A 25,832-nucleotide genomic window follows, 5' to 3' on the forward strand; every position below is an offset into this window, starting at 1 on the left:
CCTCCGCACATTATCTTTATGCCGATATCATTAAAGCAGGCAAAATTTTGGGCCAAGCATATACAACGCTTGGCCCAAATTACGTCCTAAAATATTGTTATCCAATATTGCAGGATTTTAAAATTGGTAACGCACACAGATGCCCTGCGCTTTATCAGCTTCTACTGTTGCCTTCGGTTGCCCCATCGCCCCAGTAGCCTACTCGTTGCGAAACTGACCAGCGTACCCAGGGCAGCTGTCAGCACTGTTTGCAATACATCCCCCAGCGAGATACTGGCCCAGATGGAGCAGAGTGTACCACCTAATGCCGATATGCGGATATCATTCAGCTTCATTGGCTCCGCTCCTTTCTTCGCTAAAGTCAGGAGGACTATCGACAGACGGTTTATTTACTTCCGGAGGTGGCTCTTCCTCCAATACCGTTTCGAGTATGCCCAAGCCAATAGCCACATACTTCAATACTTTCCCCACCTTACCCGGTAGTTTAACAGGCGCCGCCAGCACCAGCTGCAGCACCTGTCCTATTTTGTTAAAGACTTTTTTCATTTTGTTTGCATTCTTTCTCCATCACTCTCCAACAACCAAATCGATTAAAATGAAGGCCAGGGAATAGAAATAACACTTTATTCATACAATATAGGAGGACAAAGAATTGAAAGCCTTGCGTTCGTACTACCAATTCCTCCCTCCAACAACCAAATCGATTAAAATGAAGGGCAAGGAATAAAAATTATAGCTTTCTGACTGTCAAGCTTTGACGGGATCTGGCGTAGATATGAATCACTGTCTGAGCGCAGCGAGTTTGATTCATATAGCCAGAGAACTAAAAAGATGACACAAAAGAAAGCAACGATTTATTCCCGCCCTTCTATTTATCGAATACTCAAATACACTTCATCCCCCATATCCCACAGGCAATACACCAGCGCTTTGAGCTTAGCTAAAGCCTTACCACTTCCAGTTCCCTGCCCCTCTCCTGTGAGGCTGGTGACCGGAGCGATACAGCCGAGCAGTTCGTCCTTTGCGTTATTCGCCGCGTGGATCAAGATCCCTTCGCGGTTTAGCACATGCGGAATACCGATCTGCTCACCATGCCGCTGGTAGCGAACCTTCTCCAGTTTGTACTGACCGATCGGAATGCAACTGATGCGCCTGATGTTATTGCGATCCGGCAGCTCGATGGTATGGCAGATATGCTCTCCATTGAAGGTGATCGTTCCATTTGTTCCCTCAGCTCCATATTTCCGGAGGAGCTTGAGAGTATGCCTAGTTTTCATAAGCCTACGGTTGGATTACTTGGACGAATGTTAAGGCATTGTACATGCCATTAGATAAGGGATAGTACCCACCATTGACGAATTGGAAGTAACTTATTCCCATCATGATCAACACAGCAGCGCCAGGCTGTGGTACCAGTTGTATGCTCAACACTTCAGGTGCCGAAACATCGCTTTTGCCAATATCCAAATAGGACGAACGAGCAATATCCACTTCATCAGCTTCTGGATTTTGTGCATCAAACTCCGTCGCTACAAGCTGAACCTGTACATGCGTGGCTCCATTCAGTCCTTTGATCACGTTCTTAGCGATCATTTCTGGGATTGTGAACGAACCATCGCCTGTAGCTCGATCATAGGCAGGCCGGAATTTAAGGAAGAATACATCCTTGAGCTGCGCCTTAAGGTTACATTCCAACCCCACCAGTGGGCCCAGGTTGGAAGAGAGTACCTGGCGGTCGCCCCTGCCATTTACTTCATCAGCACGGACGATACGGTTCAGACGGCCGGTGAGGCGATTGGCAAATGCAGCATCTGAGCCCTGACTGAGCAGCTCGCGCAGCTGTTCACGCAGTTTTTTTGAGGCATTTGCTGCCCGACCGAATTCCTGGCCGTTTTCTTTGGTCCGTTGGAAACGCGGATCAGAATTGATCTGATCTTTAGTTGGACCGCCTTTCATGCGAGCCTGATAACCGCGCTTGTCCTTGTAGAAAGAAAGATCCCCGATCTTACCTTCAAATTTTACTAAACTTACTTGTCTTGCCATGATTGTATATCATTGGATTACGATACAAAGATGCGCAGGCAAAAATCAGGTCCGGTCCCAAATGGCCTTTGGTGGGCTTACTTGTATCCAAATGGGGCTAAATGGGTTCATTTGTCTCTTTTACATATAAAACAATATTTCCTAATTTTAGGTTAACAGCAATTCGTGCGTTTTGCTGGTAAAATGCAGCTACAAATAACCAATATTTGCCCGACACAGACAAAGCACATGTGAAGCACAGATATAGCACTGTTGAAGTACTAATAATGTACATGGTGAAATGTACTAAAACAGTACTACAGAGGTGCTTTGTAGGAGTAGGATGATAAACGGACAATAAGCCGATTAATAAGCAATTTTTAACAATTAAATAAATATAATTATGAGCAATCAACGTGTCTGCATCTATGCTAAAGATGTCAGTATTCTCTTGGGAAAGAGTTACAAGCAATCTGTCCGTATCCTCCGGACAATTAAAGATGCCTATGGAAAGGATCTCAATCAGTACATTACAGTGGAAGAGTTTTCTTCCTATACCGGTATTGATGTAGAAACCATCCGAAAGCAATGTCTCCGCAATTGATCTAATGTCTTTCTGAAAGCTTAGCCCATAATCCGTCGGCGTGTTACTTCATGTTCCTTTTCTAAAAGTACAGTTGATGTGAGTTGGGTAGTAAATTATAAATTTTTAGATGCTTCATACCACTTCCAAAATGCCTTTTTATACATCTTATTTAAGTTCAGATAACCATTTAGCGGAGGTTTTAAATAAATTTTCAGTGCCCTGCTATTACTGTCATTTTTAAATTCCATTATTCCCTCATATTGGACAACCCAATTAGCGGTAGAGAAAAACCGTGGGTCTTCACCGATGAGTTCTTTTACCCTTTTCAATGTTCTGTAAGGCAATTTGTGTTCTTCTCCATGCCGGTCAAATCCAACAGCATATCTTTCCACCAATTCGATTTTATAGAATTTTCCAAAAGTATCATCAGGATCATCTTCACGATAGGACTGATTTCCAAGAGCAGGTCTTTGTAGTTTTAGCATGCGGGCATTTCGGGCCAAAACCATACTATAGTACATCCCGAATAAGATAAGCTCAAAACCAACGAAGACAAAAATTACCAAAAGTGAAATCGGGAAAATAACTTTGGAATAAGTTGATAAACTAAACGGCTTCCCGAAACTATAAAAGTAAGTATAAGACAATATTAGCAATACAGTCACAGGGATCAAAAAGCCCTTAAGAAAGAGCAATATCCAACTCATAGCACCATATTTTAATTTTGAAACCATTGGGCGCTGCCAGTTCATCAACCAGCTAATAAATAAGGACAGTACAAAAAATCCTATGGTATTTATCGTAAGCTGCAAACCGAACCCAGGTTCTCTGAAGATCTCCAAAAAGCCTTCAGGTTCACCATAGGAAAGTACAATATATGATCCAACGATGGAAACAGCAAATCTGCAAATATTAAAAATAGCTTTCCGCCGTTTATACAAACGTTGCATAGAAAATTCTTTAAAAATTATTAGAAAAAGAAGACGCTATAAGAATAGAGCCTTAGGTTAGTCCGAATATACGTAATTAAAGGTTAAACAAGTAGATGTTGCGCTATTTATAAGTAACAAATTTGATGGTACACATAAAATTTATCTACTATTAGCTACACAAAAGTGTGGGCATATTGTAAAACACTGTCCTAATTTCTCCAAAAGTGTCCTAATTTCTCCAAATCGAGGTGTTAAGTTTTAAGACCAGATCAGCTTTTTTTAGATTTGAAACCAGATAAAATCAATTCCATTTATAACAATTTAATAAACTAAACTATGTTTACAGAAAAGTACCCATTAACATCACCTGGTGTAGGCCAAAAAATTTATAATCTCTATCAAAAAGATGATAGCGAAATTAAATTGGAAGCCGATTATGTAGAATTCAATTTTTTTGATTGGATCATCAGCACCTTTATCCTGACCGAAGATCAGATTGTTTATTTGTATTCCCTCGGAATAGAGTTTGCACTGAATAATGGCCCTGTGCTCGCCTACTGTTTTCGGCACCGACTCGAGGTCACTTTGACCAAGGGAGATATTACCCAACGCAGTTCAAAATTTATCCGTCGTGAGGAAAAAGTCGAAGTTACCGCACAGCCGGGACAAGATGATCTTGTATCTGGCGGTGTCAACTATTTTATCAGCTAAAAGAAAGATTATGGATAAGGAACCGACGGCGAATCTCATTAACACCATTTTGCAACATGTATCCCTACTTCCAGAGATGCAGGAACAGTTACTGTCCCATATTTTTATCAAACGTATCAACAGAGACCATTATCTGTCTTTGCATGAGAAGGATAATTTCTTTCTCCATTCGGGAATTTTGAAAAAGGAGAATCAGCTCAGTGGCGATATCGCCCATTTTATGCTTGAGGGAGATTTTGGCATATTTCCGGTCGACCGAAGCAATTATAGTTTTGTCAGTGTGGAGCCTTGTGTTTTGTTTGTATTAAGGGCGCGAGACTTGGACAACCTCCTATCTCAACACAAGCAACTGATTTCACCTTACAGAGATTTGATTTTTGAATGGGCAAAGCAACGGCAACGACGTATTGAGCTGATGCTTTTACCCGCGGCGGAGCGTAAAGCAGCACTTGTGGAGCGTTTGGGTTGGTCTTATAATCGCATTCAAAATAAAGATCTGGCCAATTATCTGCATATGAATGTCAGCTACTTCAGTCAATTGCCACTGTGAAAATTGATATCCATCCTTATTAATTTTTATATCCAGGTCTTTGAATATCCAAATTGAATGTGGCAAAGCACTTACGAACTTAGTGATAAGAAAAGGAACATAAGTAAAACATCACCGACATCATGAACTTGGGAGACAAAAGTTCAAAGGGTAAAAAAACGGTCTGGCAAAAGGAGTACCCCGCCAGATCGTCGGTTACGAGCAACCGTAACCAGTATGGGGGCCGGTATGACTGCAGCGTACTGAATTATAAATTTAGTTAGTCACCTATTAAAACCTACTATTATGGCATGGTTTCAATTAAAAGCTGGTGGTAACCCGACTATTCCAAATGACTATAACGCTGCAAGCACACCATCTTGTAGCGGGACAGGAAAAATTTGTGCAATACAGGCTACACCCGATGGCAGCAACAAACCTCAGCTCACCAATGCATTGCGTGATGAGATGATCGTTGCGCTGCAAACGGGATCACCTTCTTCCAATGTTGAATTGCGAAGCACCCCTTAGTCGTTAGACGATTGAGGACAAAAGGGAGCAACTTCATGCTCCCTTTTACTTTTAGATCGTTTCCTCTACCACCAATACATCAACCTCTCTTTTTGCCTTAACGATTTCGAGCCCATAGGCGTTGAGCTGTTTATTTAATTCATCGACACCGGTATACGTTGAGATTTCAATGGACGAGGAATAGCCCGATTCATCAATAACGATCGGATATTCACCTGAGTAGTCCATCAGAAAGGTTAAGACGGATAGGCTTTCCATTACCTGCCCGTTCGTTGGCTTTTTAAGTGTAACATCTATCTTGTCGAGTTTACGGATCACAAGACAATCCTTTGCTTCTTTACCCCAATACACTTTTAGTCCCAATAACGAATTTAGATCCTGCACAACGACCTTCGCAAGCTCGGGCAATTCCATCTTCCTATTGCTCGTCCTTTTATAACAAATACCGTGTTCATTTAACCAGATATGCTGTCCACCGCTATTTTCCTTGTATTCATACTTGCTTTTATCCGCAACTTTCCACTTTATCCGCTGATCGTTTATCAAAAATTGAGGTTTTGCCATATAGCTGTACATGGCGATATATGCCCTCAATATCCCGACGTTGTTGAAGTAGCTGGTATACATCCCGGAAGCTGTATCTAGCGTGATATTTAATCCCCCTTTCTCCTGCAGACCCTCCTGATAACCTGTGAGCAACACCGTTCCTTTTACTCCATCCACTTCTCCGAAGCTATTCGAATTTTGAGCTTTATAGTCATCCTTTACAGGCAGATTGATCTTTCCATTTTTCCATAACTCGCTGATAAATTTAGGTTTGATATAATCGGGATAAGTTATCGCTTGAACTTTCCCTTTATAGATTAATACCGTATGTGGAACACCCTGATGCGGAAATAACTTTTTAAATTTGACGTCGGAAACTATCGTGGGCAGTTTGACTTTCTTTTCTTTCAGAAATCCGTTATTACGATAGAATTTTTCAATAACTTCTTTAGACTGCCAGGTCACCATTAGGACCTGAATTTTATCCTGCATCTGTTGCTGCATTTCTTGCAGTTTGGGCATCCCCTCTATACAGCTTACACAATAGGTATCAAAGAAGTCGAGTACGATAATCTTATCTTTGAACTTATTCAGGTCAACTTTTGCGCTGTTGTAATTTAGTACCGGGAAGCTTGAATTGACTTCAAATCGATCTCCAACGTTCAGGTATTCATTTCCTTTTCCATTATGCTGCCCAAATAGGTTGTTGGCAAATAATACTATTATAAAAATCAGGTTTAATTTCATCTTATCTTTTATTTTGTTGGATATTGTTATTCTGGTTTATGACTAATTGCGGAATTAAAAAAGCATATTTCAACGAGTTAGTCTCAAGTATATATACCTTTTGATCAACTGTTCTTTTGAGTTCCACTGCTAACAGGGGGTCTGCAGCCAGACGCTTTACATCAGACCATCTTCTTCCTCTGAACACAAGTTCGCGCCGGCGTTCCTGCAAGATAAGATCAAGCAAGCGATCAGGATCCGTCTCCGAAATGGATTGATACAATCCTGTTTTCCACCGGCTTTTACGCAAGCTGTTTAAATCCGCCAGTGCTACTGCTGTTTGCCCAAGCCGGCAGGCAGATTCAGCTTTGTTTAAAATAACCTCACTACTGGTAAGACCTATAAATACACCACCGGGCCCCTGATCGTAAGAACCTTTAAAGGCAAATGCAGTTGGATCTGCATCACTTGGCCGAAAGAAAATCTGTTTTCTCAGGTCATTGGGCTCGTAGGCAGCCAATAATTCCGGGCTGATACGTGCATAGTAATTGCCTATCGCATCCGAGTATTGCGTGAGGGCTGAGAACAATACCTCTTTATTAAAACGGGCAATCGGATAATCCGCCTGTATATCCAATGTGTTATAATCCATTAACTGAGGACTGGCTTTCCAGGCCAGATCTGCATAGGTATAGGCGTTTTGATAATCCCCCATGGTTAGATATACCCTTGAAAGTGCGGCATTCGCTGCTACAGCGGCGGGCAGGCTCTTCGCAATACTTGTACTGCTCAATAGCGAAGTCGCATTTTTAAAGTCCTCAATGATACGATCATAAGATTGTTTTAAGGTAGCACGAGGTGAGATAACATCAAGATCCGGCCTCAATCGGATCGGAACACCAAGTTCCGTTTCCGCTGTTGCCTTGTCATAAGGAAGAGCATAGATCTCTATCAGCTGTTGAAAGGCAAAAGCCCTAAAGAAATACGCGTTCCCCATTACCGTTTTAAATTGACTGGATTGCTTTTGCGTATCATCCAACCCATCCAATACCTGTAGCATCTGGTTGGCGATGTAAACAACCTTATAGCTGCTCTGCCAGGCCGATGCTTTCAATGAGGGTTCGTCCGACCAGATGTAGGCATTTCTATCATCCTGATCGCTGATACTGTTCCAATCTGCCGAAGTGAGGTAAAACTCCTCAGCAGCAATTGCCCCCAATACAGGATAAGAGCTGTTCAATGCGGTATAGTCATTGAGCAGAAGCTCACAATCCTCTAAAGTCTGTGGGATGGACATTTTTTTATCCGGTTTAATGTCTAAAAAACCATTGCATCCATACATCATCAACAGGATGGGAAGCAGTTGCATTATTTTTTTCATTTAAATAGGGTTAAATCATTAAAACTTAAAACTGATACCAAGCGAGCAAGCCAGTGGATCCGGGCTGCTACTACCAAATTCAGGGTCTATGCCCAATTTATTGGCTCGCCATAGCGTACAGATATTGTTGATATAGGCATATAGCCGCAGATCCTTCAATCCATACCTTGCTGGCAGTCTCGGGTAATAACCCAGCTGAATATCCCTGAACTTGATCTGATCGGCAGGCTCCACCAGCGCGGATGAAAAATTATAGAAGTAACTGGCAAAATAGTTGGCCGGATATTTAAATACCGGCACATCCGTATGCATTTCATCCCCCGGCTTTTGCCATCTTTTGGCATAATCCGGATGCCCGATATGATCCGAGATCAGTTCGGTGTAATTGACCGATTTGCGCATAAACTTGTGTCCCAGCTGATAGCTGATATTGAAAGAAAGATCAAAGTCTTTATAGCGAAATGAATTACGCAAGGAGCCAAATACGATGGGTAGTGCAGAGCCATGGTTATCCATTTCCTCTACCGGTGTATCGTAATAGATCTGGCTATAGTTGGTCGATACCTCCCCATCTATATATCCACGGGGCATCCCTGTCTCAGGGTCCAGTCCCGCCCATTTATAGGCATATATACTGTTCAGATCAGCACCTTTAATCGGGGTGGTCATCAGTCCATACGCCCCCGCCAGAAAATACTGTCCGATCGGACTGGATACATAGGACTGTGTCACTTTGGTCCTGCTATAGGCAAATACAAGATCAGACTTCCAGTCCCAGGAATTACGCAGGATGTTTACACTGTGTAATCCGATATCCAGTCCCCGTCCCAGCAAATTCGCACTGTTGATATAAAGACTGCCAAAACCGGTGGTCGGATCCAGTTGTGTATCTGAGATCAGGTCTTTCGGTTTCTTCACATAGTACTCGACCGATCCATTAAGCCTATTGCTTGCCAACTGAAAATCGAGACCAAGATTTAACATGCCCACCGTTTCCCATCGGAGCGTGGGATTGGGCGGCGACTGCATCGTAGCGTAAGGCAATCCCGTCAAAAAATGAGTCTCCGTAGCACGATAGATAATCGGGTAAGCGGAGGAGGTGTTGTTGACGTTGCCGTTATGTCCATAGGTGGCACGCAACTTAAGCAATGAAAAAAGCTCTTTCCCGACAAAGTGCTCATTGCTCACGATCCACCCCACTCCCAGAGACCAAAATGGTTTACCCTTGTCATTTGTTTTGACGCCGAACAGATTAGACGCATCTTTACGGGCGCTGGCATTCAGCATATATCTTTCCCGATACGTATAGGATCCATTCACAAAAAATGAGGTATAGCGATTGATCAGTTCACTAGAGACCGTATTGTCCCGTATCCGGCGTTTACCGAAGCGTCCATTCAGGTAAGGGTATTGATTGATATAGTCCATCGGCTGTGCGATAAGGCTCTCCGGATCATAGCCCCAGAATGTAGTAGAGTACGAACCTTCCTTCTGCTGCCTTACCTCGGCACCGGCAAGGAAACTAAGTTCGTGGGCATCGCCAAATTTTTTATTGAAATCAGCCTGTATCCGTCCCTGCTGAGAGACATTTTGCCTATTCAGGCGATACAGGTAATCCCCCACAGGGATATTCCATTTGACGCTATTTTGGTCCCATACGGCAAAATAATTAATTTCAGCCCGCTGGAATACACTCCCCATTCCCCGCCAGTTGTCCTGCAATGTATTTGCGTTTCGGTAATTATAGAGCAGTGACAGGTTAAGGGATGGCAACACCTTGTATCGCGCGTTGAAGGAAAGCATCATCTCCCGCATCCTGTTGGTGACAGCGGTTTCATTCAGCTCCGCCAATGGACGATACTTCCAGTCCAATAGCCTGCTCCCGGCAACTGTATCCCGAAATATAGGATTTAAGCCGATCGCATCCACGATCAAAGGATTTCCATTTGCATCAGCCAGTTCCATATAAGGGTAATTGCCATAGCCCGCGCCAAGGGCATTGTAGCCTATAGGAATCATGGACTCCTTGGTATTATACTCCGTATATTGGGTACCAAGATTGATATCCAGATTAGGTAGCGGACGATAGGACGTACTGCTTCGCAAAGAAAGACGGTCATTACCCGACGTCACCAGTCCATTTTTATTCTTGTCATAGCCAAGGGAAAACAGGCTATTGATCAGCTTGCCGCCACCGTCAATCTGTACATTATATTGCTGCTTTAAGGCGTTTCTATAAATATATTTGGTAAAATCATCGCGCATGTCAATTTTCTGCAAGCGTTCCATTTCAGCTTCCAGCTCAGCTGACGAGATATTTCCCTCTTTGTGCCCTTTCAACCACTGGACTACCGGCGTGATATTGTAATTGATGTCGTACATGCGCCCATCAAAGAAGCCCTGATCAAACAACAATCTTTCGACAGCGATAAAATCCGACGTATTCATTTGGGGCTGGTAGTATAAATCTGGCTTTTGTGTCACCGTTACATTACTATTAAAGGTGACACGCACAGGTTTCTCATAGCCAGCACGTTTTGTGGTCACCACAATGACACCATTACCTGATTGCGCACCCCAGATAGAAGATGCGGAAGCATCCTTTAAAAGGGTTACATTTTCAACATCATTGGGGTTGATTGAGTTGAAGTCACCCTCATAAGGGACACCATCCAATACAATGAGTGGCCATACCTTAGATTGAATGGTACTACGGCCTCTAATGTTGATATTAGGCAGCAGACCCCTATTGTCATCAAAGATTTTGATACTTGATACACTGGGCACCACATCCTCTAGCCTACTGATAAAGTCTGTTGACACCTTGCGATTGAATAGTTTATTGTCCACAAACTCAAAGCTTCCCGTCGCCCGTTCTTTGGGAATCTTCTGATATCCTGTACTTACTACCTGCACCTCTTCCAATTGATTCTCCAACGGTATCAACTTTACTCTTAACGATACCCCAACGGAATGCAGCAAAGTTAAAGGCTTAAAACCCACATGGCTAAACTTCACCGTTCCTGTCGAAGCTACTACTGGCACTGAGAAGGTACCGTCACTTTTAGTGGATGCTCTCCCCTTTTCATCTGTTATGCGAACCGACACCCCCTGTATTGGTTCACCGTCCGAAGCCGACACGACTCTCCCGGATATTGTTAAGAGCCCATCGGCCCCGCTGTCCTTGCGGGGCGTCTGAGCTGATAAACTAAACATGTGAAATACAGCAATGTATGTCAAAAGCATTGTTGTATTCCTTAATGCCTTTGAAAGGCAAATAAAATCATTTAAAATATTAAGAGCCTTTTTACTGACAGTTCCCAATAAATAGGCAATACGCTCCCCGTTGCAAAATTTTTGCATGTTAAAAATGTTTTGTGCAAAGGCCCTGGGTATGACTCTTGCCGATCCAACAATAAAGAATTAGCTTATCCGAAAAGCGCCGTCAAAACGGTTACAAGGCATTGATTAGGAATAATTATGACGCTTCCTACCGGAATAAAAGACAAACCGACCCATAGCATACTATTGTATTGCAATAAAAACTGACGGTAAAAAATTGGGACTCAACAAAAAATTACTTAATTTTAGGGTGGAAAAGGTTAAAACAAGCTCTTTCATTGGCCAATATTACCTTATTATGCAATCCTTGGTATTTATAGGTCGGTGACAGGCATCTAAAGAGGGAAATTAAACTGAACTAAGTTCAGCTGTCTTTTCATTTAAAAGAAAGTCAAAGCCTCCCTTTTTTATTGCTCTTTACAGCCTGTTTTTGATTGTGTGCTACTTATTCAGGTGCGCGAAAGATGTTCTTTAAAAGTGATTTGCGGGAATACCTCGCGAAGCGATCTCTGATCGAATGCGGGTAATGGGCGGTGTTTGTTTTGCTCGTTCTCATAATCGTTTTTGGTTTTTATGTGAACGACCTTAAATGCAGAAGGCAGGGTTATCTGTCTCATACCAGAATCCAGGGACTAGCAGCCCTCAAAGCGGTAATCAACAGGCCCTGCCTAAAGACTGCGTAAATATACACAATATCTTTAGACGTGGGTTAAACCTGCTGCCTCGCTTTGAATTTAAAGTTGCTAGTTTTTGGATTCAGAGGCTCGTTCAACTCACGCTCCACTTAGGTGGAGTTAGTTAACTATTTTATAACCAATCCTAGATTGGCTAGACAAATATAAAAACAATGTTTAAGACGACCAAATATTTGGTCGTATAATTTTTTTTACATGATTAAAATTTATCAAACAAAATCTATATTCCGAATAGAGTATGAATTGACTTGCAATATTAAAGTTTTGCGTGAGGAGAAAGGATGGTCACAAGAAGTATTGAGCGCAAAAATGGGGTTTGCAGTAAAATTTGTAGGTAAATGCGAATCGCTTGACCAACCTGAAAAGTATAACCTTCGCCATATGGGAATATTAAAGAAGGTATTTGGTTTTGAAAGCTTGGATGATTTTTTTCCCAACGGAATTCCTGAAGATGAGCAAATCGTAATCCAATATAAAAAGGTGCCGAAGAAGAAAGCGGATGGAACAGATTCCAAACTTATGGAAAATGTAGTTGTTGAAATTGTAGTTGTTGATGCTGAGACTAAAGCGGAAGGAAATAAACAAAGTAAGAAATAATAATTACATGTCCGTAATCGCAGAAACACAGTATTTAAACAAATCTATAAAAATATTTAGATTCTATACCATTGCGTCATTAATCTTGATTTTACTAGTTATGCTTTTGTCGCCTTTACATCAGGATTATTTAATATTGATATCGGCGATAACACTATTACCTGTATTAATTCCATTAATATTGGCTCCAATAGGTTTGTATTATAGTTGGAAAAGTTATCAAGCAAAAGAAGAACCAAGGAAAAAACGGACAATGTTCTTTATGGGGCATCTGTTTTTTTGTACGGTGATAATATTATTTGTTATGGCCATAATTAAGGATGTGTCTTCACTTAATTGGTGAAAAATTATTATAAACATATATTAAAAAATACATGGTTAATCAATTGATGAATTGAAGGTAACAAACAGACAAAGCTTCATCAAATTTCTTGATTTGTTGCGTCTGGATTTGCTTCAACATCCTGAGACTTGGGAAAACAAAACCTTACCTGATTTTCTGGAAGCTTTAGCTGCATATACAGAAGATATCCAAGGGTATTATGATAATACAAATTCAAGTGTTGATGCTGAGAAAGCTGCGTGGTCAACATTTGCTGATATTTTCAAGGGAGCTAAAATATATGAGTAATAAATTATAATTGCAGACAAAGAAGTGTTAGAACCCTTAATGAAAGGTAAACCTTACAACTATCATAAGAATTAATTCAAGATATGCCTAAAATACTTATTACCGGAAATGGTTTTGACCTGAGTTTTGGTCTACCCACTGGATATTCTGATTTCCTTAAAATCTGTAAAAAACTTCAGAGTTCTAAAGAATTTGATTGGAGCAATTTGAAAGATGACATCATAGTGCTAAAAAATTCAGAGAAGCTACCTAACTCCGATTTTCTTGATTTCGAGACTTTCAAAGAAAAACTTAATGAAAACACTTGGTTCAGATACTTATCTAGGGAGTATGGTATCAATACATGGATAGACTTTGAAAAGCATATTGAAAAAGCATTATCTATTATACTAGCTATTTTAGATGACATAAAAGTAGAAACTTTTATTAAAAATGGCAGATACCCAATTAATGGCGGAATATTGTATAAAGAAGATCTTGACGAAACACAATATGAGATATATCTCACCTTAATCGATTTTAAAATTATACTTTATGATGAGTTCGACCAGATTAAATTAAACCCAACATTTTTAAAATCGATTGAAAAATTTTATGTCGATCTAGAAAAGGAAAAGTTATATGACTTTATTCTGAATGAACTGAATATTTTCACAAGTCTTTTTAGTGATTATTTGTCAAATATAGTCCTACCTTTAACAGAGCTTTCGGAAGGAACTATCAGAATAGATTTGTTAAAACACATAGATTATCATTTTACATTTAATTATACTCCTACGTTTTCGAGACTAATCTCCAAATCAATACCTACAACCTTTATTCATGGTGAGTTGGAAAAAAACAACATTGTTTTAGGAATAAACGATTGGGAACAAACAATAAATGACCGATCTAGTTTGATTCCATTTACTAAATATTTCCAAAAGTTGTATTCTGGGATAAATCTAAAATTTGTGGATGAAATTGAAAATGAGGACAAGCTATATCAGTTCTTTTTTTGGGGACATTCGTTAGATAAATCAGACGCTCTATATATTAACGAAGTTTTTAATAAGGTAGATAACATAAACAAAGAAGGTGCAACTGGAAAAATCATAGTCATCTACCACAGTGACTCCTCTCGCTTCAGTATTATAAAAAATCTTATTGAAATTAGAGGAAGTGAAGACGTTTTGCGTAAACAGCGTGATGAAAATTTAGTTTTTCTACATTGTGAATCAAATGAACTTAAAAAAGAGCTATCAGCACCTATGACTAATCGATTTGATGGTCTGAATTTGTTCTATGCACGTTAATAAAACAAATAATTATAATGGAAGAATTTAAAATTGGCGACGAAGTGTTTCACAAAGCCGACTCAACGCAAAAATGGGTTATTGAAAAAATAGATGATGAAAAAGTATTGTGTTCAACTTTAATCAAAGAAACTTTAAAACAGGTAAAGGAAACATTTCTTAAAACATCAATAAAAAAGTGTGCAGATCCAACTATAACTTTTGGGAATTCGAGTAGAAGAAATTATCGATTTTAATATACATATGAATAAATTGAACTGTATCTGGCATGCATAGGAAGGTCTGTGATCTTAGGCATAGTAGCTATGGATTTTTTCGAAGTTATGCAGTATACCGGATGCTGCTCTGCATATAGATTTCCAGTACATCTTGTTATATTCGATTGGAATTATTTAGTTTTGGATATAGCTAGTTAGGGTGAGATTACAAAAAGATGTGTGTAAATCCCACAAATAAATCCTAGTGATTTTCAAATTTTAAATAATGTTTTTATTTTATCTTCATTTCGTTCAAATGACTCTCTACCAAGTCTTTGTAAGAGTTTTAATTTTTCAACATCAGTTTCAACAAAATTTGTTCCATACTCTGGTTGGTTAAAAGTTTCATTAATACGTACTAAAGGGATTTCACTAAAATTCAGATCAATTAGTATTTCAGTCGTGGAACTACTTGCCTTTAACATTTTTTCAAATAATTGTACAAATTGTAAGCTTTTAAAAAATGAGGATTTCCAGCCCATTGATTTTTCGATAAAATTCCCTGTTCCTAAGCTTAAAATAGCTACATTATTTGATGCTTCCTTTAGAGCAACCTTAGCATCTGTGATAGCAAACAAAGTTGGATTATTGGCTATAAATCCTCCATCAACAGCTAAAATGTCACCTTGGTTTTCTGTTTTCACTAAAACTTTTTCAAAAATAGGATATGCAGCACAAGAAGCTTGTATTGCCTGAGCTATCGTCGCACCAAATCCAGGTGAAAAAGTTGCTTTCAATCTATATGCTTGCTCAACATTGCGTTTAAAGATAAAAGGTTTTTCCCTTTCATAGTTCATAGAAACAATTGCAACACCTGTAAGAAATTCCATGAATTTTTTTTCACCAAATTCTTCTTCAAGTTGTAATTTTAGTTCGGCGGATTTTGAGGCAGCCGAATTTTTGTTCATAATTTTGGGAATAAGTTCATAATATTTTTTAATAATAGACTCAATAGTATAACCTAATCCTATCATTGAAGCAATTATTGACCCAGTGCTAGTTCCGTAAACAATATCAAAGTGATCGTGCAATGGCTTATTCAATAGTTTTTCCAATTCATTTAGAATCCCTAAAGTATAAATTCCTTTTGAGCCGCCCCCGTCTAATGTTAGAATATTCATAATTATGATCTAGCTACCTCTTAATTTATTAAGCATTGTTTGACTAATTCCGTAAGCTTTATGCCAATTATTCTTGGTTATAGCGCTATAAAGCGATTGATTATCTTTAGGCAAACCTTCAAAATCTAAATTACCGATTTCACCTAACAACCTTTGAAATCTACTCACTTGCCCCGCCTCCATTTTTCTTAGAACGACTTCATCCTTATCTATAACTCTTTCAAAATAATAAAGCCATCTATCTCTAGAGATCTTTTTTAATTCGTTTTCCGCAATTGGAGCAGCAGTTCGTGAAATACCATATGAGTTACCTAAATAGACTGCTAAGTAGGCTTGCATACAGTCAATTAAAGCTGGTACTGGAATAGTCGTACCTAGATTAGAAAGTTTTTTTATTGCTGAAGGCTCATTATGAAAATTATTAAAAGCAAAATGAACTTCTAACAATTGCTTCGCTGCTTTAACAAAAGTTGAAGACCGTAAATTTTCTGGAACAAAATCGAATCCACCTACTTTCATCAAAGCGGACTTTACGCCATTAATAGCTATAGAATTACCTGTAGCAGTTACGTCCCTATAGGTAGCTCCAACGTTCCATTTATCATTATCTCCAATTGAATCCCATATATGAGGAAGCATTAAATTAAGATTACTAAGAGCGTGTTCTAATTTCGCACCATTTTCATATTTGATAGCAGATATCAAAACTGTCAAAGCAGTTCTCAAGTAAAATACTGGCGAATTAATTATTTGCTCAACGTGAGGATCGTCAATTCTTAGAGTTTCATTTAATAGTCGATCTCTAAAAGTAGAAAACTCTAACGCAATTGATATATCTTGTTCGCCAAGTATATATTGTATGCTTGACTTAACTATGCCAAAAGCAGTAGTTTTATCTAGTTCTTCATCGGCTTCTTTCGAGAAATAATGATTAATTAATTCATTACTATGTCTTAGCTTAATTGCAGCTGTTTTATTAATTACGCCAAGTTGTTCCGCAAGTTCTATTGCAGTGTGGTCAGTAATTGCGACGTCTATTGGTGTAAAATCATCTAAATCTGGACGCGAAAGCATCTCCCCAATAAACTTCATACCTAGAGTACCAATAGTTTCTTTTAATTTAACCATTGCTTTTTTCCACGCATACTCCGCGGCCATATCATATGCTTCCAACTGAAAAGCCGCCACAATCTGATGTTGTTGCCTGCCGGTCAGCGTAGTGGCGTATGGCAAAATTTCATCTGGCTTATCTGACGATCTTGGTAAATTTACACCATTTGGTCCCGTCCACAATTGCGATTCATTCATTTCTTCCAAATTTTAATTGTTCCATCCTGAGATTTGTAAAAACAGAAAATAAAGTGTTCGCAGTTTTTCATCGCAACGAACGCTTTTGACCTAGATCCTCCACTAATAACATCATGAGCATTAATATATCCATCAATCAGAAGATGATAACCTATTACTTTCCCTTTACTTGTGATAATAGTTATACCATCATGGTTTAGCATAGACTTTAGCAACGAAGAATATGCTCTTAAATTTGTAGAAAATTCACCTTCCAAGGTGTTTACATCTTTTAGAAGATCCGAAAAATCAATTGGTTCCTCAAGAAAAACGCCCCCCTTAACGGCAAGATTATTTCTAACATTCTTAATTGCCTCTTCGGTATCGCTAATAATACCTATCAAATTACCATGACCATCCTTTAAAGCTTGATCAATTATCTTTTCAATATAGGCTTTTAAGTTTATTTTTATTTCATCTTCGGCATCTTGCGAAATCGAGAGAGCAAGTTGATGTATTTCGTTTTCAAAAAAATCCTTTTCTTGTTCAAGATTTTGTGACACAATTAGGCAATTGTTCAATCCGGAAACTTCAACAACTTTAGGACTAATATTCCTAAGATAAACAATTGAAACCCCCTTATACCATCCTGTTATTTTAAGCTCTCCAACGGTTTGATTATACATTGACGGGCTAGTTTCGATCATTTCTGCACTTATTAAACCATACTTCATTTTCCCTTCAATGATTTGAATAAAAATAACCCAACCTGATAATGCTAGAGGTGCACAAAGCTTAATTACTTCTTTAAATTCATCTGATCTAATTTCAGTCTCCTTAATTGGAAAGATTTTGTTGGGAATGGTTTCTAAGAAAGTATTGATATCGTTTGTGATTAATACCTCAGGAAATAGGTGTTGGCCCTCTTCATAATAATCTGCTAAAAGATTAATAATTTCAAGCACTCCTAAATTTATCCTTTCATCAACTATGAAGCCCTCTCCGGTCAATAAATCCCCGATAGATTGAAGGACAGTAAGTCGCAATGAAGAATGATTTATTTTATTCACACACAATAATACTTATTATTCTGTTTATTATTAATATCAATCTTGACAAAAATCTTCTGCGTCATGTGCAAAAAGAACTGTCCAAAAAAGATCGCAAGTCCAAAATATGCGTAAACGAGTCGATGTTTGCCATCATCGTCCTCAATTTCGAATTCATCCTTCGCTATGTCGTATCGGCTATACATTTAAATGATGGTATTTTACTGTTTTTTTATTCCAAAGTATCTGTATAATTCCAAGTATAACATTTAAAATTTACAAATTAGTTTTTGTTTGGAATTCTCAATTCATGGAATCCATATTTGTCTAAAACCCTTAGATATATGCCTTTAGTTCCTTTTATTAAAAGAATAATAAAATCGGTCATGATTCTATTATTCTTAAACTGTTGCTTCAACATCTGTAAATCTGTATTAGATGGAGTTGGAAAAGGCTCTGGATGCGTATGCCATTCACCTAGGTAAGTAAATTGTCCGTTGCTGTTATGAAATTCATAATCCAAAATTATTTGTGCACTATCTTTGTTTCTATCGAAACTCATCCTCGAAGACTTATCCATTCTTGAGGGAACTGAAAGTTTAATTATATTTATTTGCTCATTTATTATTTTTCCTACAATTATACCACCGGCTTCATGTGCCTTCGCCCCGTTTTGGGTGAATCTTTCTAAGATGTCCAATGGCCCTCTATGTATAACAATCGAGTATTTGTTTATTTTCAACTCCATAATCAATTAAATCTCTTTAATGGTAATCTTATTCGGCCCAATACTTTGACCAAAGTCAGAAATGGTCAATTGTAATTCTTTTAGGTCATCAAAATCACCAGTATAAGTAATGGCCCTATTTTCTGTTGGAGGATTAGCAATCATTTCATACAACCTTGGCATCAAAAGACTAAAGAATAAAGTTATTTCTTTTTGACCGTAAGGTAAATACGTTCCTTGGCACCCCGCTTCTTTTAGAGAGAGCTGTTTTTCAGGATCTAAATAGTCAGACTTGTCAATTACATTAAAACGATAAAAGCCATCTCTATCCATTTCCTTTAAATTTAATGAAGAAAATGGGCGTAAATAAAGCACATGAGCACCGATAAGGTATGGTTCAACCCAAAATATAAAAATAGGAACTTTAATTATACCTTCTGTGAGTCCTTGTAGTATGTAGTTTTCTATCGGATCTTTTCCTATCGCACAAAAGATAAAATCCATTTCATTAATTTTTTTAAGATGCAGATTCATTGCATCAACGACTGACCCTCCAAAAGTATCGATATTAAGAAACGGATTATTGTGAATTAGGTATTTATATAGTCCGTCGACCTTTTTTTCTCCGACATCATTATAAGATAGAAGATGCCGATTTATATTCTCTACCTCGAGAATTTCTGGATCAATCAAAAAGAAATCAGATACATTCAGGTTGTTCAAATATTGAAGAAGATTGGATCCTATGCTCCCTAACCCAGACATCACAAACTTATAAGGGGTATTTTTTATATTTCGTCCATCTGTTCGTTTAGTAATTCTCTCTGGAGTAAAGTCCACAAACCTAACTCTAATAACAGGCTCTTTTGGATATACCCTTAACATTATATCTAATGCATTAAGTTTATTTAATCGCCATCCCTTAATATTGGTTTTGAATGGATAAAGAAAAAAACCAAAAAAAATTGGATTGTCTTTTTTACCAGACGAAAACATCATAAGTTTCTTATCAAAGGAATTTTTATTCAAATAGGCTTTTAAATTATTTTTCTTTGATTCAAATTCCATTGTTAGGAACTCCAATAGACTTTTATTCGTGTAAAAGAAAGGAGGCTCCATTTCATCAACATGTCCTAAAAACAAGCCTTCCATTCTGGATATAACATGGCCCCGAAATCTAAAATAATCCAAAAGTTTATCAGAATCGTCCGAATTACCGCACACATAAATATTGGTATCTCGATATGGTTGATTCAAAAAGTAAGCTGGAAATGTATTCCCGGGAATAATATTCTTCATTTCCACACCTGCAAAACCACCGACAACAGTATCCTTCGGCGAGTAAGTATTTTCCCAATAGGCGACAATTTCTTCCTGAAAATCTGATAATTTGTCACCATTTATTCCATCACCAATTATCTTTTTCGCACGATTGATACAATATTTCAAAATACCTCCTGGATTTTCGACATCAAGTTTTAAATTGTCGCTATCAATATAACAGATGTCTCTAGAACAGTCTATGTGAGGAATATATTTTATTGCCTCATAATCGTTTTGCGAGATTTTTATTTTTGGCAGAGAAAGTGGAAAATCCTGTTTTAATTCAATTTCAAGTACAACATCAGTCAACACACCTCCGCGAAGTAATTCAATAGTAACTCTAAAAATTTCAATTGTGCGCTTTAAGCCCTTTCTTCTGTCAGGCACAACGACATTTATCTTTTCAATGCTATTTGTTCTTTCGACGAACTCAAATGCTGCTTCCCTTGCTTTTTTGAAATCAACCATTTGTTTTAAGCACTTTTAGCATTATTAGTAACTACGGGTGGATTGGAATAGCTTTTTGCTCCCTCATCTTCGTCTTTAGCTGTTGAACAACTGAATCTCGCTCCAAAATGTTTCTGCCACTTATAACAGGCATCTTTCTGATTAGTTTCATTTATAGCCTGCTTAGCACTTTCGAGAAAGGATTTTAGTTTTTCCATAAAATATTGTTTGTAACTATATCCATCCATAACATCTTCACCGATCGGAGTTGTAGGGCGAAGACATTGAAAATGTATGGTAAGATTATCATAAATGGCCTCAAGGGTATTTTTTAATGAGATATCATCCCTTTCTGATTCCCTGAAATTATCCGTTGCCCAAATAGTCAAGATAAAACCAGATGGCATTTTTTTGCTACTATCATCGAAATTCACATAATCACACCAAGCTTTTAGATATTTAACCACTCTTCGCAACTGTTCATTTTTTGCAGCTTCATCATTGAACCATTGATAAAAATCCCTAGGATCACTCAATATCCATCCCTTCTTTCTATGAGCCAACCAGGGATGCTCATCATTATCCTCATCCATAAAATATATTGGTTGATCAATATGATGTCCATCTGAAAATAGTGTTCTCACACAGGTATTTTTATCCACAGGCTCAATGCTAGTATATCCGTTCACTGCATCCCAAATCCAATTATGATAAGTCTGGACTGCTTTTCTTTTTTCAAGAGGACCAACAAAATATACACCATCATCAGTATCATATTTAGTTAATCTCTTTTCCTCACCTTCCTCATCAATTACCCGTACGATAGGATTGATTCCTGTTCTCATCTCTGAAGAACCTTGGGAACCAAATTGTGGTTTTATCTCATCGGGATGATTTTCTTTAAAATCATCCCTCACTCTATCTCTTAAATTTTTTCTAGATTTCTTAAGTTTCGATTTCCTTTCAGAAGTAAGCGAAATGGTCGAATTAAAATCGACAAATTGGTCGTGACAATTAGCCATAATTATTTAGTTTTATAAAGTTTCTCGTGTTTAAAAAAGTCAGCAATTTCTGGTTTTTTCCTATAGATATCCCCCATATCATTACCCTTTCCTCGTATAAGATCTAATGCCGGTTTAGTTGCAACATCCAACTGAACCAATTCCTCCTGAGAACTAGAAATTTCCGACGACGGAATACGGACATAATCAACATCCAAATCTTGTAGTTCAGTCATTTTTCTCATAAAAAAATCCGTAAAAAAACTTTGTCCCGTAAATGAAGTCTCGAATAGATCGTCCTTCCAATCCAAAAACGATCGACTTCTCTTAAGCCCAGTCGGTTTCCCTCCGGTCAATGATAGACTACTTACGGATAATATTTTAAGTTTTTCGAATTCCTTCCCTTTTCCCACAAAATACTGCAGCGCTTCTAAATATCCAACTAGGGTAGGGTTATTTCCCCACACCCCACCATCTATAAATTGCTTGTTGTCATAAGCAGATATTTCGGCCATCGGGAAATAAGTAGGAGCCGCACTAGTAGCTAGCGCCACATCAACATATGATGCTTTGTTATCTCTATTAAGATCTCCCTCCTTATGATCAAACTTAAAAACAAATGGTCGTGCTTCAGTAATATTGTAACTCGGGATACATAGAAGGTTATGACTCTCCCCTATTTTCTTATCTCCAAATATTCCAACCAATGATTCTTTAAGCTTAGTGTCAGGAAATTTACCCCCTCGGAGTACCTGCTTAATAGTACCATTACTGTATTTTTTGCCGGCAAATTTTATTTTACGAAAATTGGTAAAAATTTTAGGTCCTTCATTATCATAAAAATCGCAAATATCTGAAGCAGGAATTTTAAGTGATAAAGCGAGAGCTATTAGTCCTCCAGTAGAAGTCCCACACAACATGTCAAAGTAATCCGAAATTCTACATTCAAATTTTTCTTCGAAATGTCGTAAGATTTGTGCTGAATAAAGTCCTTTTATTCCGCCCCCATCAATAGTTAAAACTTTAAAAACTTTTGGATCTTTCTTTTTACTGCTACTTGTCATTGGTTAGATATTAATTCACTATATTAATGGAGGTCACACAATATGCCAAACCCAGCAATAATAAATTCGTTGACCAATATTATCCCATAGATAACCTTATAATAGAAATTGCGGAAAACAATTGTTAAATACATGCCACTATCAAAATTTTATTTCTGAAAATTTGTCTTAAAGGTGAAATATTGTCAGTATGTTTTTATCAATATCAAACCAAATCGTTTAACTCTCTAAGCTAAATATGATCTTTAACTTCCTATTTAATTTCCCTTGCACCTCCTCAGGTTTCAAACTTTTCTCCTTAAAACCTCTCTTATCTCGTGTGCAAGAGCCACAATTTGAGTTGTCGAGCTTATTTGTATGGCCACATTCACATCGCCATACTTCTTTTCCACTCGAAAACATTCCCTTCGATTCCTCAACTTGCACAATTTCAGGGAAGAACTTTGCTAAAACATTTCCCTCTAAACTTTTCAGAATTGCAATATCTTCTTTTGAATACCAAGCTTTGTCTAAAGAGAATATTTTCAGCGCAATACGTCTCGCATGTATATTACTATGAAAAAGGTTAATCGCTTTTGAGTAATCTATAAAATTGGATGAAGTGATGATAGCATTGATACGTTTTACCTGTAAGGTTGTCAAATTGCCTTCTAATAAAGCATTATAAAGAATAGCAATGGCTTCCTCATCTGGTAAGTAATCAAAATAACGGAATAGCATTTCCAGCTTTTCTTTGGGAGTTTGTTCTATACCGTAATCCTCATTCATTGCTTTGAAGATAAGTGGCACAAATTCGCTTAGACCAGATGTAGCAATGAATTCGGCTGTATCTTTATTAATAGATTCCACCGACTTATAATTCTCCAGAATAATATCTGCTCGGACTTTTTGCTGAATCAGTTCGCCATCCAATAGATCATCCTGCTTCTCCACCGGAACGCGAGCAACCTCTCTAAGATGTACTGGTGTCCCCACTGCAGTAATCATAAACATCTGGCTCCCCTTTCCTGAAATTTCGTCGATATCTACACTAAGCCCAATAATAGCATCAGCACGAATTGCCTGTGCACGTTGCTTGAGCGTTTCGGTGACACGCTTGTACATTTCCTGCATCTTCTTCTCATAGCTGGTAGAGCGACCGCCAAAGAAATCTACATAGTTGGCTCCTATATCGCTAAAGACATTGGTGCCGATGACTACATTGGCAGCTATTGGATCATTATATCGTGAAATCTCCCTCCCTTCGATGGAATTGGTCGTGGTTACTATCATGGCATGCTACTTTTCAATCGGGCTTGGTTAATACCCAAGCCTAATATACATTATTTATGCTGAATTAATATGTTTGTGAATATTAACTATCCAGATTATTACAAATTGTAAGGCTAAGGTATGGGTTTGAAAGAAGGATTGGTTACGGGAAACCGTAGTCGATTTATTAGACCGTGTTAATATGACTATGAAGTAAACAAAAAGGCCTCCCTCGTTATCCGTCAAGGGAGGCAATCCATCTCAGTCACGAACCTAATTAAGAAGGCTCCTGTTTCTAAAATTTATCATATTTATCGGCATTTTGGGACAACTGCAATTACTGTTCTCCTTTAACTTGATAAGTAAAAATTAAATTTTAGACTCCCCTTAACCAAAAGCTGATTCAAACTTGATCAAAGTTGATATCTTATGTACAGGACAGCGTTTATACTGACATTAAAGAAGTGTTATACAATGGTGGTACTGCTATAGAACGTAAACCCTCGCTTTATAAAGGCAAACATGAGGAAGATCTCCGAGATATATTCTTGCTATTTCTAGAAACACGATATAAATCGGCAACTGGAGTTGGAGAAGCGTTTAATAAAAAGGGCAAAACTGATATTTTAATAAAATATGCTAAGGATGGGAGCAATTTATTCGTTGCAGAATGTAAAATTTGGAAAGGCCAAAAGAAGATGATGGAAGCAGTTGACCAATTATTGGGTTATCTTACTCATCGAGACTCCAAAACTACACTTATGTTCTTTGTAGATCAAAAGGAACTATCTACTATTATAGACACAATAAAAACTGACATCAGTAGCCATCCAAACTACATTCGTCATTTAAAGGATAGCCATGAGACTTCTTTAACCTACGAATTCAGTTTACCGGAAGACAGTAAAAAAATAATACACGTCGAAATAATGTTGTTTCATCTTCCTAAATAAGCTTTGAAATCAAGACTTTTACGTAAACTCGCAGCCTTAAAACTTAGTAGCTTTTTCCCAGTTTGAGTCAATACACAAATATAATATAGAGTGGGCTATGTTCAAACCCTAGTTGTAAATTGTAATAGTTTATTTTCTTGCGATATCCTTTATGATTAGACACATCAATTTTATTAATATTTATTCGTAGCCTAAAGCTCATTTAGACGTAATGATTTTTCGGGACACTAAAGATGTTCAAAAATGCCAAGCCATACTTACTCACCACCCTTTTCAGGAAGGTAGCTATCCCGTAAAATATCGACGATTTCTTTTCCAAGAGATTCTGAATATATGTATCCGCCCTATGAACTACAGGTTAGTTGGAATTGCAACTTAAAATAGGAGACTTTTTTTATGCTGCCAATCTATCTTTTTTTAGCAGCATCTCTTCCATCTGTTTTGGTGTCTTATAGCCCAGAGCAGAATGTGTTCTTTTGGTGTTATAAAATCCTTCAATGTATCCGAAGATCTCCAATTTAGCTGACTGCTGATCCATGAATTTTCTATGATAGACCATTTCAGCCTTTAAAGTCTTGAAAAAGCTCTCAGCAACTGAATTGTCCCAGCAATTCGCTTTTCTGCTCATGCTTTGAAGTATCCTGTTTTCTACAATTACCCCTGAATTCATCGCAGGCATATTGAATCCCTCTATTCGAATGGAAGATAAGGCCATCTTTGACACCCCGGTTTTTAATAGCCATCCTGATGGCTTATACAGAAGTGTTTTTAGCGGTCATATCAGTTCTCAAAGACCATCCGATGACCTTTCTGTCCGCCAGATCAATG

Annotated in this window: 26 protein-coding genes; 9 read left to right on the top strand and 17 right to left on the bottom strand. The window is 38.0% G+C overall.

Annotated features, from left to right (window positions below):
- Nucleotides 1-161 precede the first annotated feature (161 nt).
- The 4 genes from HPC41_RS07915 to HPC41_RS07930 all read right to left on the bottom strand — a co-directional run bounded on the left by HPC41_RS07915 (nucleotide 162) and on the right by HPC41_RS07930 (nucleotide 2,043).
- Nucleotides 162-335 (bottom strand): hypothetical protein, encoded by a 174-nt coding sequence (locus HPC41_RS07915; RefSeq protein WP_172393503.1) that lies wholly within the window; start codon nucleotides 333-335, stop codon nucleotides 162-164.
- Nucleotides 322-546 (bottom strand): hypothetical protein, encoded by a 225-nt coding sequence (locus HPC41_RS07920; protein WP_172393504.1) that lies wholly within the window; start codon nucleotides 544-546, stop codon nucleotides 322-324. Before HPC41_RS07920 ends, HPC41_RS07915 begins: the two co-directional genes overlap by 14 nt.
- Nucleotides 547-872: 326 nt before the next feature.
- Nucleotides 873-1,277, bottom strand: a complete 405-nt coding sequence (locus tag HPC41_RS07925) for a DUF5675 family protein (RefSeq protein ID WP_172393505.1) — start codon at nucleotides 1,275-1,277, stop codon at nucleotides 873-875.
- A 4-nt stretch (nucleotides 1,278-1,281) separates the two neighbouring features.
- Entirely contained in the window at nucleotides 1,282-2,043 is a 762-nt protein-coding gene (locus HPC41_RS07930; RefSeq protein WP_172393506.1) for a hypothetical protein, read from the bottom strand.
- Nucleotides 2,044-2,425: 382 nt separating this feature from the next.
- On the opposite strand from HPC41_RS07930, the gene HPC41_RS07935 reads away from it, so the two are divergent.
- Entirely contained in the window at nucleotides 2,426-2,626 is a 201-nt protein-coding gene (locus tag HPC41_RS07935; RefSeq protein WP_172393507.1) for a hypothetical protein, read from the top strand.
- Between the two features lie 95 nt (nucleotides 2,627-2,721).
- Here the strand turns inward: HPC41_RS07935 and HPC41_RS07940 are convergent, their stop codons facing one another.
- Nucleotides 2,722-3,558 (bottom strand): G protein-coupled receptor family protein, encoded by an 837-nt coding sequence (locus HPC41_RS07940; RefSeq protein WP_172393508.1) that lies wholly within the window; start codon nucleotides 3,556-3,558, stop codon nucleotides 2,722-2,724.
- 318 nt (nucleotides 3,559-3,876) lie between these two features.
- On the opposite strand from HPC41_RS07940, the gene HPC41_RS07945 reads away from it, so the two are divergent.
- The 3 genes from HPC41_RS07945 to HPC41_RS07955 all read left to right on the top strand — a co-directional run bounded on the left by HPC41_RS07945 (nucleotide 3,877) and on the right by HPC41_RS07955 (nucleotide 5,311).
- A complete protein-coding gene (locus tag HPC41_RS07945; RefSeq protein WP_172393509.1) occupies nucleotides 3,877-4,251 on the top strand; it encodes a hypothetical protein in 375 nt (124 codons plus the stop codon).
- Between the two features lie 10 nt (nucleotides 4,252-4,261).
- Nucleotides 4,262-4,801 carry a cyclic nucleotide-binding domain-containing protein gene (locus HPC41_RS07950; RefSeq protein ID WP_172393510.1) on the top strand — a complete coding sequence of 180 codons (540 nt, stop codon included), beginning with the start codon at nucleotides 4,262-4,264 and terminating at the stop codon, nucleotides 4,799-4,801.
- 285 nt (nucleotides 4,802-5,086) lie between these two features.
- Nucleotides 5,087-5,311 carry a hypothetical protein gene (locus HPC41_RS07955; protein ID WP_172393511.1) on the top strand — a complete coding sequence of 75 codons (225 nt, stop codon included), beginning with the start codon at nucleotides 5,087-5,089 and terminating at the stop codon, nucleotides 5,309-5,311.
- A 51-nt stretch (nucleotides 5,312-5,362) separates the two neighbouring features.
- On the opposite strand, the gene HPC41_RS07960 is transcribed toward HPC41_RS07955, so the two are convergent.
- From HPC41_RS07960 to HPC41_RS07970, 3 genes are read right to left on the bottom strand one after another with little or no spacing between them, the layout of a single operon-like run.
- The gene (locus tag HPC41_RS07960) at nucleotides 5,363-6,604 is read right to left on the bottom strand and encodes a TlpA family protein disulfide reductase (protein WP_172393512.1); all 1,242 of its coding nucleotides are present in this window, start codon (nucleotides 6,602-6,604) and stop codon (nucleotides 5,363-5,365) included.
- Between the two features lies 1 nt (nucleotide 6,605).
- On the bottom strand, nucleotides 6,606-7,964 hold the full coding sequence (locus HPC41_RS07965) for a RagB/SusD family nutrient uptake outer membrane protein (protein WP_172393513.1): 1,359 nt from the start codon (nucleotides 7,962-7,964) through the stop codon (nucleotides 6,606-6,608).
- Between the two features lie 18 nt (nucleotides 7,965-7,982).
- Complete coding sequence (locus tag HPC41_RS07970; RefSeq protein ID WP_172393514.1) at nucleotides 7,983-11,327, bottom strand: SusC/RagA family TonB-linked outer membrane protein; 3,345 nt, start codon at nucleotides 11,325-11,327, stop codon at nucleotides 7,983-7,985.
- An 869-nt stretch (nucleotides 11,328-12,196) separates the two neighbouring features.
- Between HPC41_RS07970 and HPC41_RS07975 the strand changes: the two genes are divergently transcribed.
- The 4 genes from HPC41_RS07975 (at nucleotide 12,197) to HPC41_RS07990 (ending at nucleotide 14,760) form a co-directional block, all read left to right on the top strand.
- Nucleotides 12,197-12,598 carry an XRE family transcriptional regulator gene (locus tag HPC41_RS07975; protein WP_172393515.1) on the top strand — a complete coding sequence of 134 codons (402 nt, stop codon included), beginning with the start codon at nucleotides 12,197-12,199 and terminating at the stop codon, nucleotides 12,596-12,598.
- Between the two features lie 394 nt (nucleotides 12,599-12,992).
- Nucleotides 12,993-13,229 (top strand): DUF7660 family protein, encoded by a 237-nt coding sequence (locus HPC41_RS07980; RefSeq protein WP_216660703.1) that lies wholly within the window; start codon nucleotides 12,993-12,995, stop codon nucleotides 13,227-13,229.
- 83 nt (nucleotides 13,230-13,312) lie between these two features.
- The gene (locus HPC41_RS07985; RefSeq protein ID WP_172393516.1) at nucleotides 13,313-14,524 is read left to right on the top strand and encodes an AbiH family protein; all 1,212 of its coding nucleotides are present in this window, start codon (nucleotides 13,313-13,315) and stop codon (nucleotides 14,522-14,524) included.
- A gap of 17 nt (nucleotides 14,525-14,541) precedes the next feature.
- Nucleotides 14,542-14,760, top strand: coding sequence for a hypothetical protein (locus tag HPC41_RS07990; RefSeq protein ID WP_172393517.1), 219 nt, complete (start codon nucleotides 14,542-14,544; stop codon nucleotides 14,758-14,760).
- A 233-nt stretch (nucleotides 14,761-14,993) separates the two neighbouring features.
- On the opposite strand, the gene HPC41_RS07995 is transcribed toward HPC41_RS07990, so the two are convergent.
- From HPC41_RS07995 to HPC41_RS08030, 8 genes are all read right to left on the bottom strand, one after another.
- A complete protein-coding gene (locus tag HPC41_RS07995) occupies nucleotides 14,994-15,902 on the bottom strand; it encodes an anti-phage phospholipase (protein WP_172393518.1) in 909 nt (302 codons plus the stop codon).
- A gap of 9 nt (nucleotides 15,903-15,911) precedes the next feature.
- Nucleotides 15,912-17,210 (bottom strand): hypothetical protein, encoded by a 1,299-nt coding sequence (locus HPC41_RS08000; RefSeq protein WP_172393519.1) that lies wholly within the window; start codon nucleotides 17,208-17,210, stop codon nucleotides 15,912-15,914.
- Nucleotides 17,207-18,259 (bottom strand): hypothetical protein, encoded by a 1,053-nt coding sequence (locus tag HPC41_RS08005; RefSeq protein ID WP_172393520.1) that lies wholly within the window; start codon nucleotides 18,257-18,259, stop codon nucleotides 17,207-17,209. The genes HPC41_RS08000 and HPC41_RS08005 overlap by 4 nt, the downstream gene beginning before the upstream one ends.
- A 262-nt stretch (nucleotides 18,260-18,521) precedes the next feature.
- Nucleotides 18,522-18,986: a Mov34/MPN/PAD-1 family protein gene (locus HPC41_RS08010; RefSeq protein ID WP_172393521.1), complete on the bottom strand. Its 465-nt coding sequence runs from the start codon at nucleotides 18,984-18,986 to the stop codon at nucleotides 18,522-18,524.
- A gap of 6 nt (nucleotides 18,987-18,992) precedes the next feature.
- Nucleotides 18,993-20,756, bottom strand: coding sequence for an E2/UBC family protein (locus tag HPC41_RS08015; protein WP_172393522.1), 1,764 nt, complete (start codon nucleotides 20,754-20,756; stop codon nucleotides 18,993-18,995).
- Nucleotides 20,757-20,761: 5 nt separating this feature from the next.
- Nucleotides 20,762-21,757: a CBASS cGAMP synthase gene (locus HPC41_RS08020; protein ID WP_172393523.1), complete on the bottom strand. Its 996-nt coding sequence runs from the start codon at nucleotides 21,755-21,757 to the stop codon at nucleotides 20,762-20,764.
- Nucleotides 21,758-21,759: 2 nt separating this feature from the next.
- A complete protein-coding gene (locus HPC41_RS08025) occupies nucleotides 21,760-22,800 on the bottom strand; it encodes a CBASS cGAMP-activated phospholipase (RefSeq protein WP_172393524.1) in 1,041 nt (346 codons plus the stop codon).
- A 219-nt stretch (nucleotides 22,801-23,019) separates the two neighbouring features.
- Nucleotides 23,020-24,072 (bottom strand): YbjQ family protein, encoded by a 1,053-nt coding sequence (locus HPC41_RS08030; protein ID WP_172393525.1) that lies wholly within the window; start codon nucleotides 24,070-24,072, stop codon nucleotides 23,020-23,022.
- A gap of 398 nt (nucleotides 24,073-24,470) precedes the next feature.
- On the opposite strand from HPC41_RS08030, the gene HPC41_RS08035 reads away from it, so the two are divergent.
- Entirely contained in the window at nucleotides 24,471-25,004 is a 534-nt protein-coding gene (locus tag HPC41_RS08035) for a hypothetical protein (RefSeq protein WP_172393526.1), read from the top strand.
- 394 nt (nucleotides 25,005-25,398) lie between these two features.
- Here the strand turns inward: HPC41_RS08035 and HPC41_RS08040 are convergent, their stop codons facing one another.
- Nucleotides 25,399-25,719, bottom strand: coding sequence for an IS3 family transposase (locus tag HPC41_RS08040; protein WP_172393111.1), 321 nt, complete (start codon nucleotides 25,717-25,719; stop codon nucleotides 25,399-25,401).
- Between the last annotated feature and the right edge of the window lie 113 nt (nucleotides 25,720-25,832).

The sequence above is a fragment of the Sphingobacterium prati genome, from assembly GCF_013167215.1.
In the GTDB taxonomy this organism is placed as follows: Bacteria; Bacteroidota; Bacteroidia; order Sphingobacteriales; family Sphingobacteriaceae; genus Sphingobacterium; species Sphingobacterium prati.

Excerpts from the sequence above, each read along its gene's own strand:
- HPC41_RS07915 (WP_172393503.1), bottom strand. The coding sequence starts at position 335 with ATGAAGCTGAATGATATCCGCATATCGGCATTAGGTGGTACACTCTGC.
- HPC41_RS07920 (WP_172393504.1), bottom strand. The coding sequence starts at position 546 with ATGAAAAAAGTCTTTAACAAAATAGGACAGGTGCTGCAGCTGGTGCTG.
- HPC41_RS07925 (WP_172393505.1), bottom strand. The coding sequence starts at position 1,277 with ATGAAAACTAGGCATACTCTCAAGCTCCTCCGGAAATATGGAGCTGAG.
- HPC41_RS07930 (WP_172393506.1), bottom strand. The coding sequence starts at position 2,043 with ATGGCAAGACAAGTAAGTTTAGTAAAATTTGAAGGTAAGATCGGGGAT.
- HPC41_RS07935 (WP_172393507.1), top strand. The coding sequence starts at position 2,426 with ATGAGCAATCAACGTGTCTGCATCTATGCTAAAGATGTCAGTATTCTC.
- HPC41_RS07940 (WP_172393508.1), bottom strand. The coding sequence starts at position 3,558 with ATGCAACGTTTGTATAAACGGCGGAAAGCTATTTTTAATATTTGCAGA.
- HPC41_RS07945 (WP_172393509.1), top strand. The coding sequence starts at position 3,877 with ATGTTTACAGAAAAGTACCCATTAACATCACCTGGTGTAGGCCAAAAA.
- HPC41_RS07950 (WP_172393510.1), top strand. The coding sequence starts at position 4,262 with ATGGATAAGGAACCGACGGCGAATCTCATTAACACCATTTTGCAACAT.
- HPC41_RS07955 (WP_172393511.1), top strand. The coding sequence starts at position 5,087 with ATGGCATGGTTTCAATTAAAAGCTGGTGGTAACCCGACTATTCCAAAT.
- HPC41_RS07960 (WP_172393512.1), bottom strand. The coding sequence starts at position 6,604 with ATGAAATTAAACCTGATTTTTATAATAGTATTATTTGCCAACAACCTA.
- HPC41_RS07965 (WP_172393513.1), bottom strand. The coding sequence starts at position 7,964 with ATGAAAAAAATAATGCAACTGCTTCCCATCCTGTTGATGATGTATGGA.
- HPC41_RS07970 (WP_172393514.1), bottom strand. The coding sequence starts at position 11,327 with ATGCAAAAATTTTGCAACGGGGAGCGTATTGCCTATTTATTGGGAACT.
- HPC41_RS07975 (WP_172393515.1), top strand. The coding sequence starts at position 12,197 with ATGATTAAAATTTATCAAACAAAATCTATATTCCGAATAGAGTATGAA.
- HPC41_RS07985 (WP_172393516.1), top strand. The coding sequence starts at position 13,313 with ATGCCTAAAATACTTATTACCGGAAATGGTTTTGACCTGAGTTTTGGT.
- HPC41_RS07990 (WP_172393517.1), top strand. The coding sequence starts at position 14,542 with ATGGAAGAATTTAAAATTGGCGACGAAGTGTTTCACAAAGCCGACTCA.
- HPC41_RS07995 (WP_172393518.1), bottom strand. The coding sequence starts at position 15,902 with ATGAATATTCTAACATTAGACGGGGGCGGCTCAAAAGGAATTTATACT.
- HPC41_RS08000 (WP_172393519.1), bottom strand. The coding sequence starts at position 17,210 with ATGAATGAATCGCAATTGTGGACGGGACCAAATGGTGTAAATTTACCA.
- HPC41_RS08010 (WP_172393521.1), bottom strand. The coding sequence starts at position 18,986 with ATGGAGTTGAAAATAAACAAATACTCGATTGTTATACATAGAGGGCCA.
- HPC41_RS08015 (WP_172393522.1), bottom strand. The coding sequence starts at position 20,756 with ATGGTTGATTTCAAAAAAGCAAGGGAAGCAGCATTTGAGTTCGTCGAA.
- HPC41_RS08020 (WP_172393523.1), bottom strand. The coding sequence starts at position 21,757 with ATGGCTAATTGTCACGACCAATTTGTCGATTTTAATTCGACCATTTCG.
- HPC41_RS08025 (WP_172393524.1), bottom strand. The coding sequence starts at position 22,800 with ATGACAAGTAGCAGTAAAAAGAAAGATCCAAAAGTTTTTAAAGTTTTA.
- HPC41_RS08030 (WP_172393525.1), bottom strand. The coding sequence starts at position 24,072 with ATGATAGTAACCACGACCAATTCCATCGAAGGGAGGGAGATTTCACGA.
- HPC41_RS08040 (WP_172393111.1), bottom strand. The coding sequence starts at position 25,719 with ATGGCCTTATCTTCCATTCGAATAGAGGGATTCAATATGCCTGCGATG.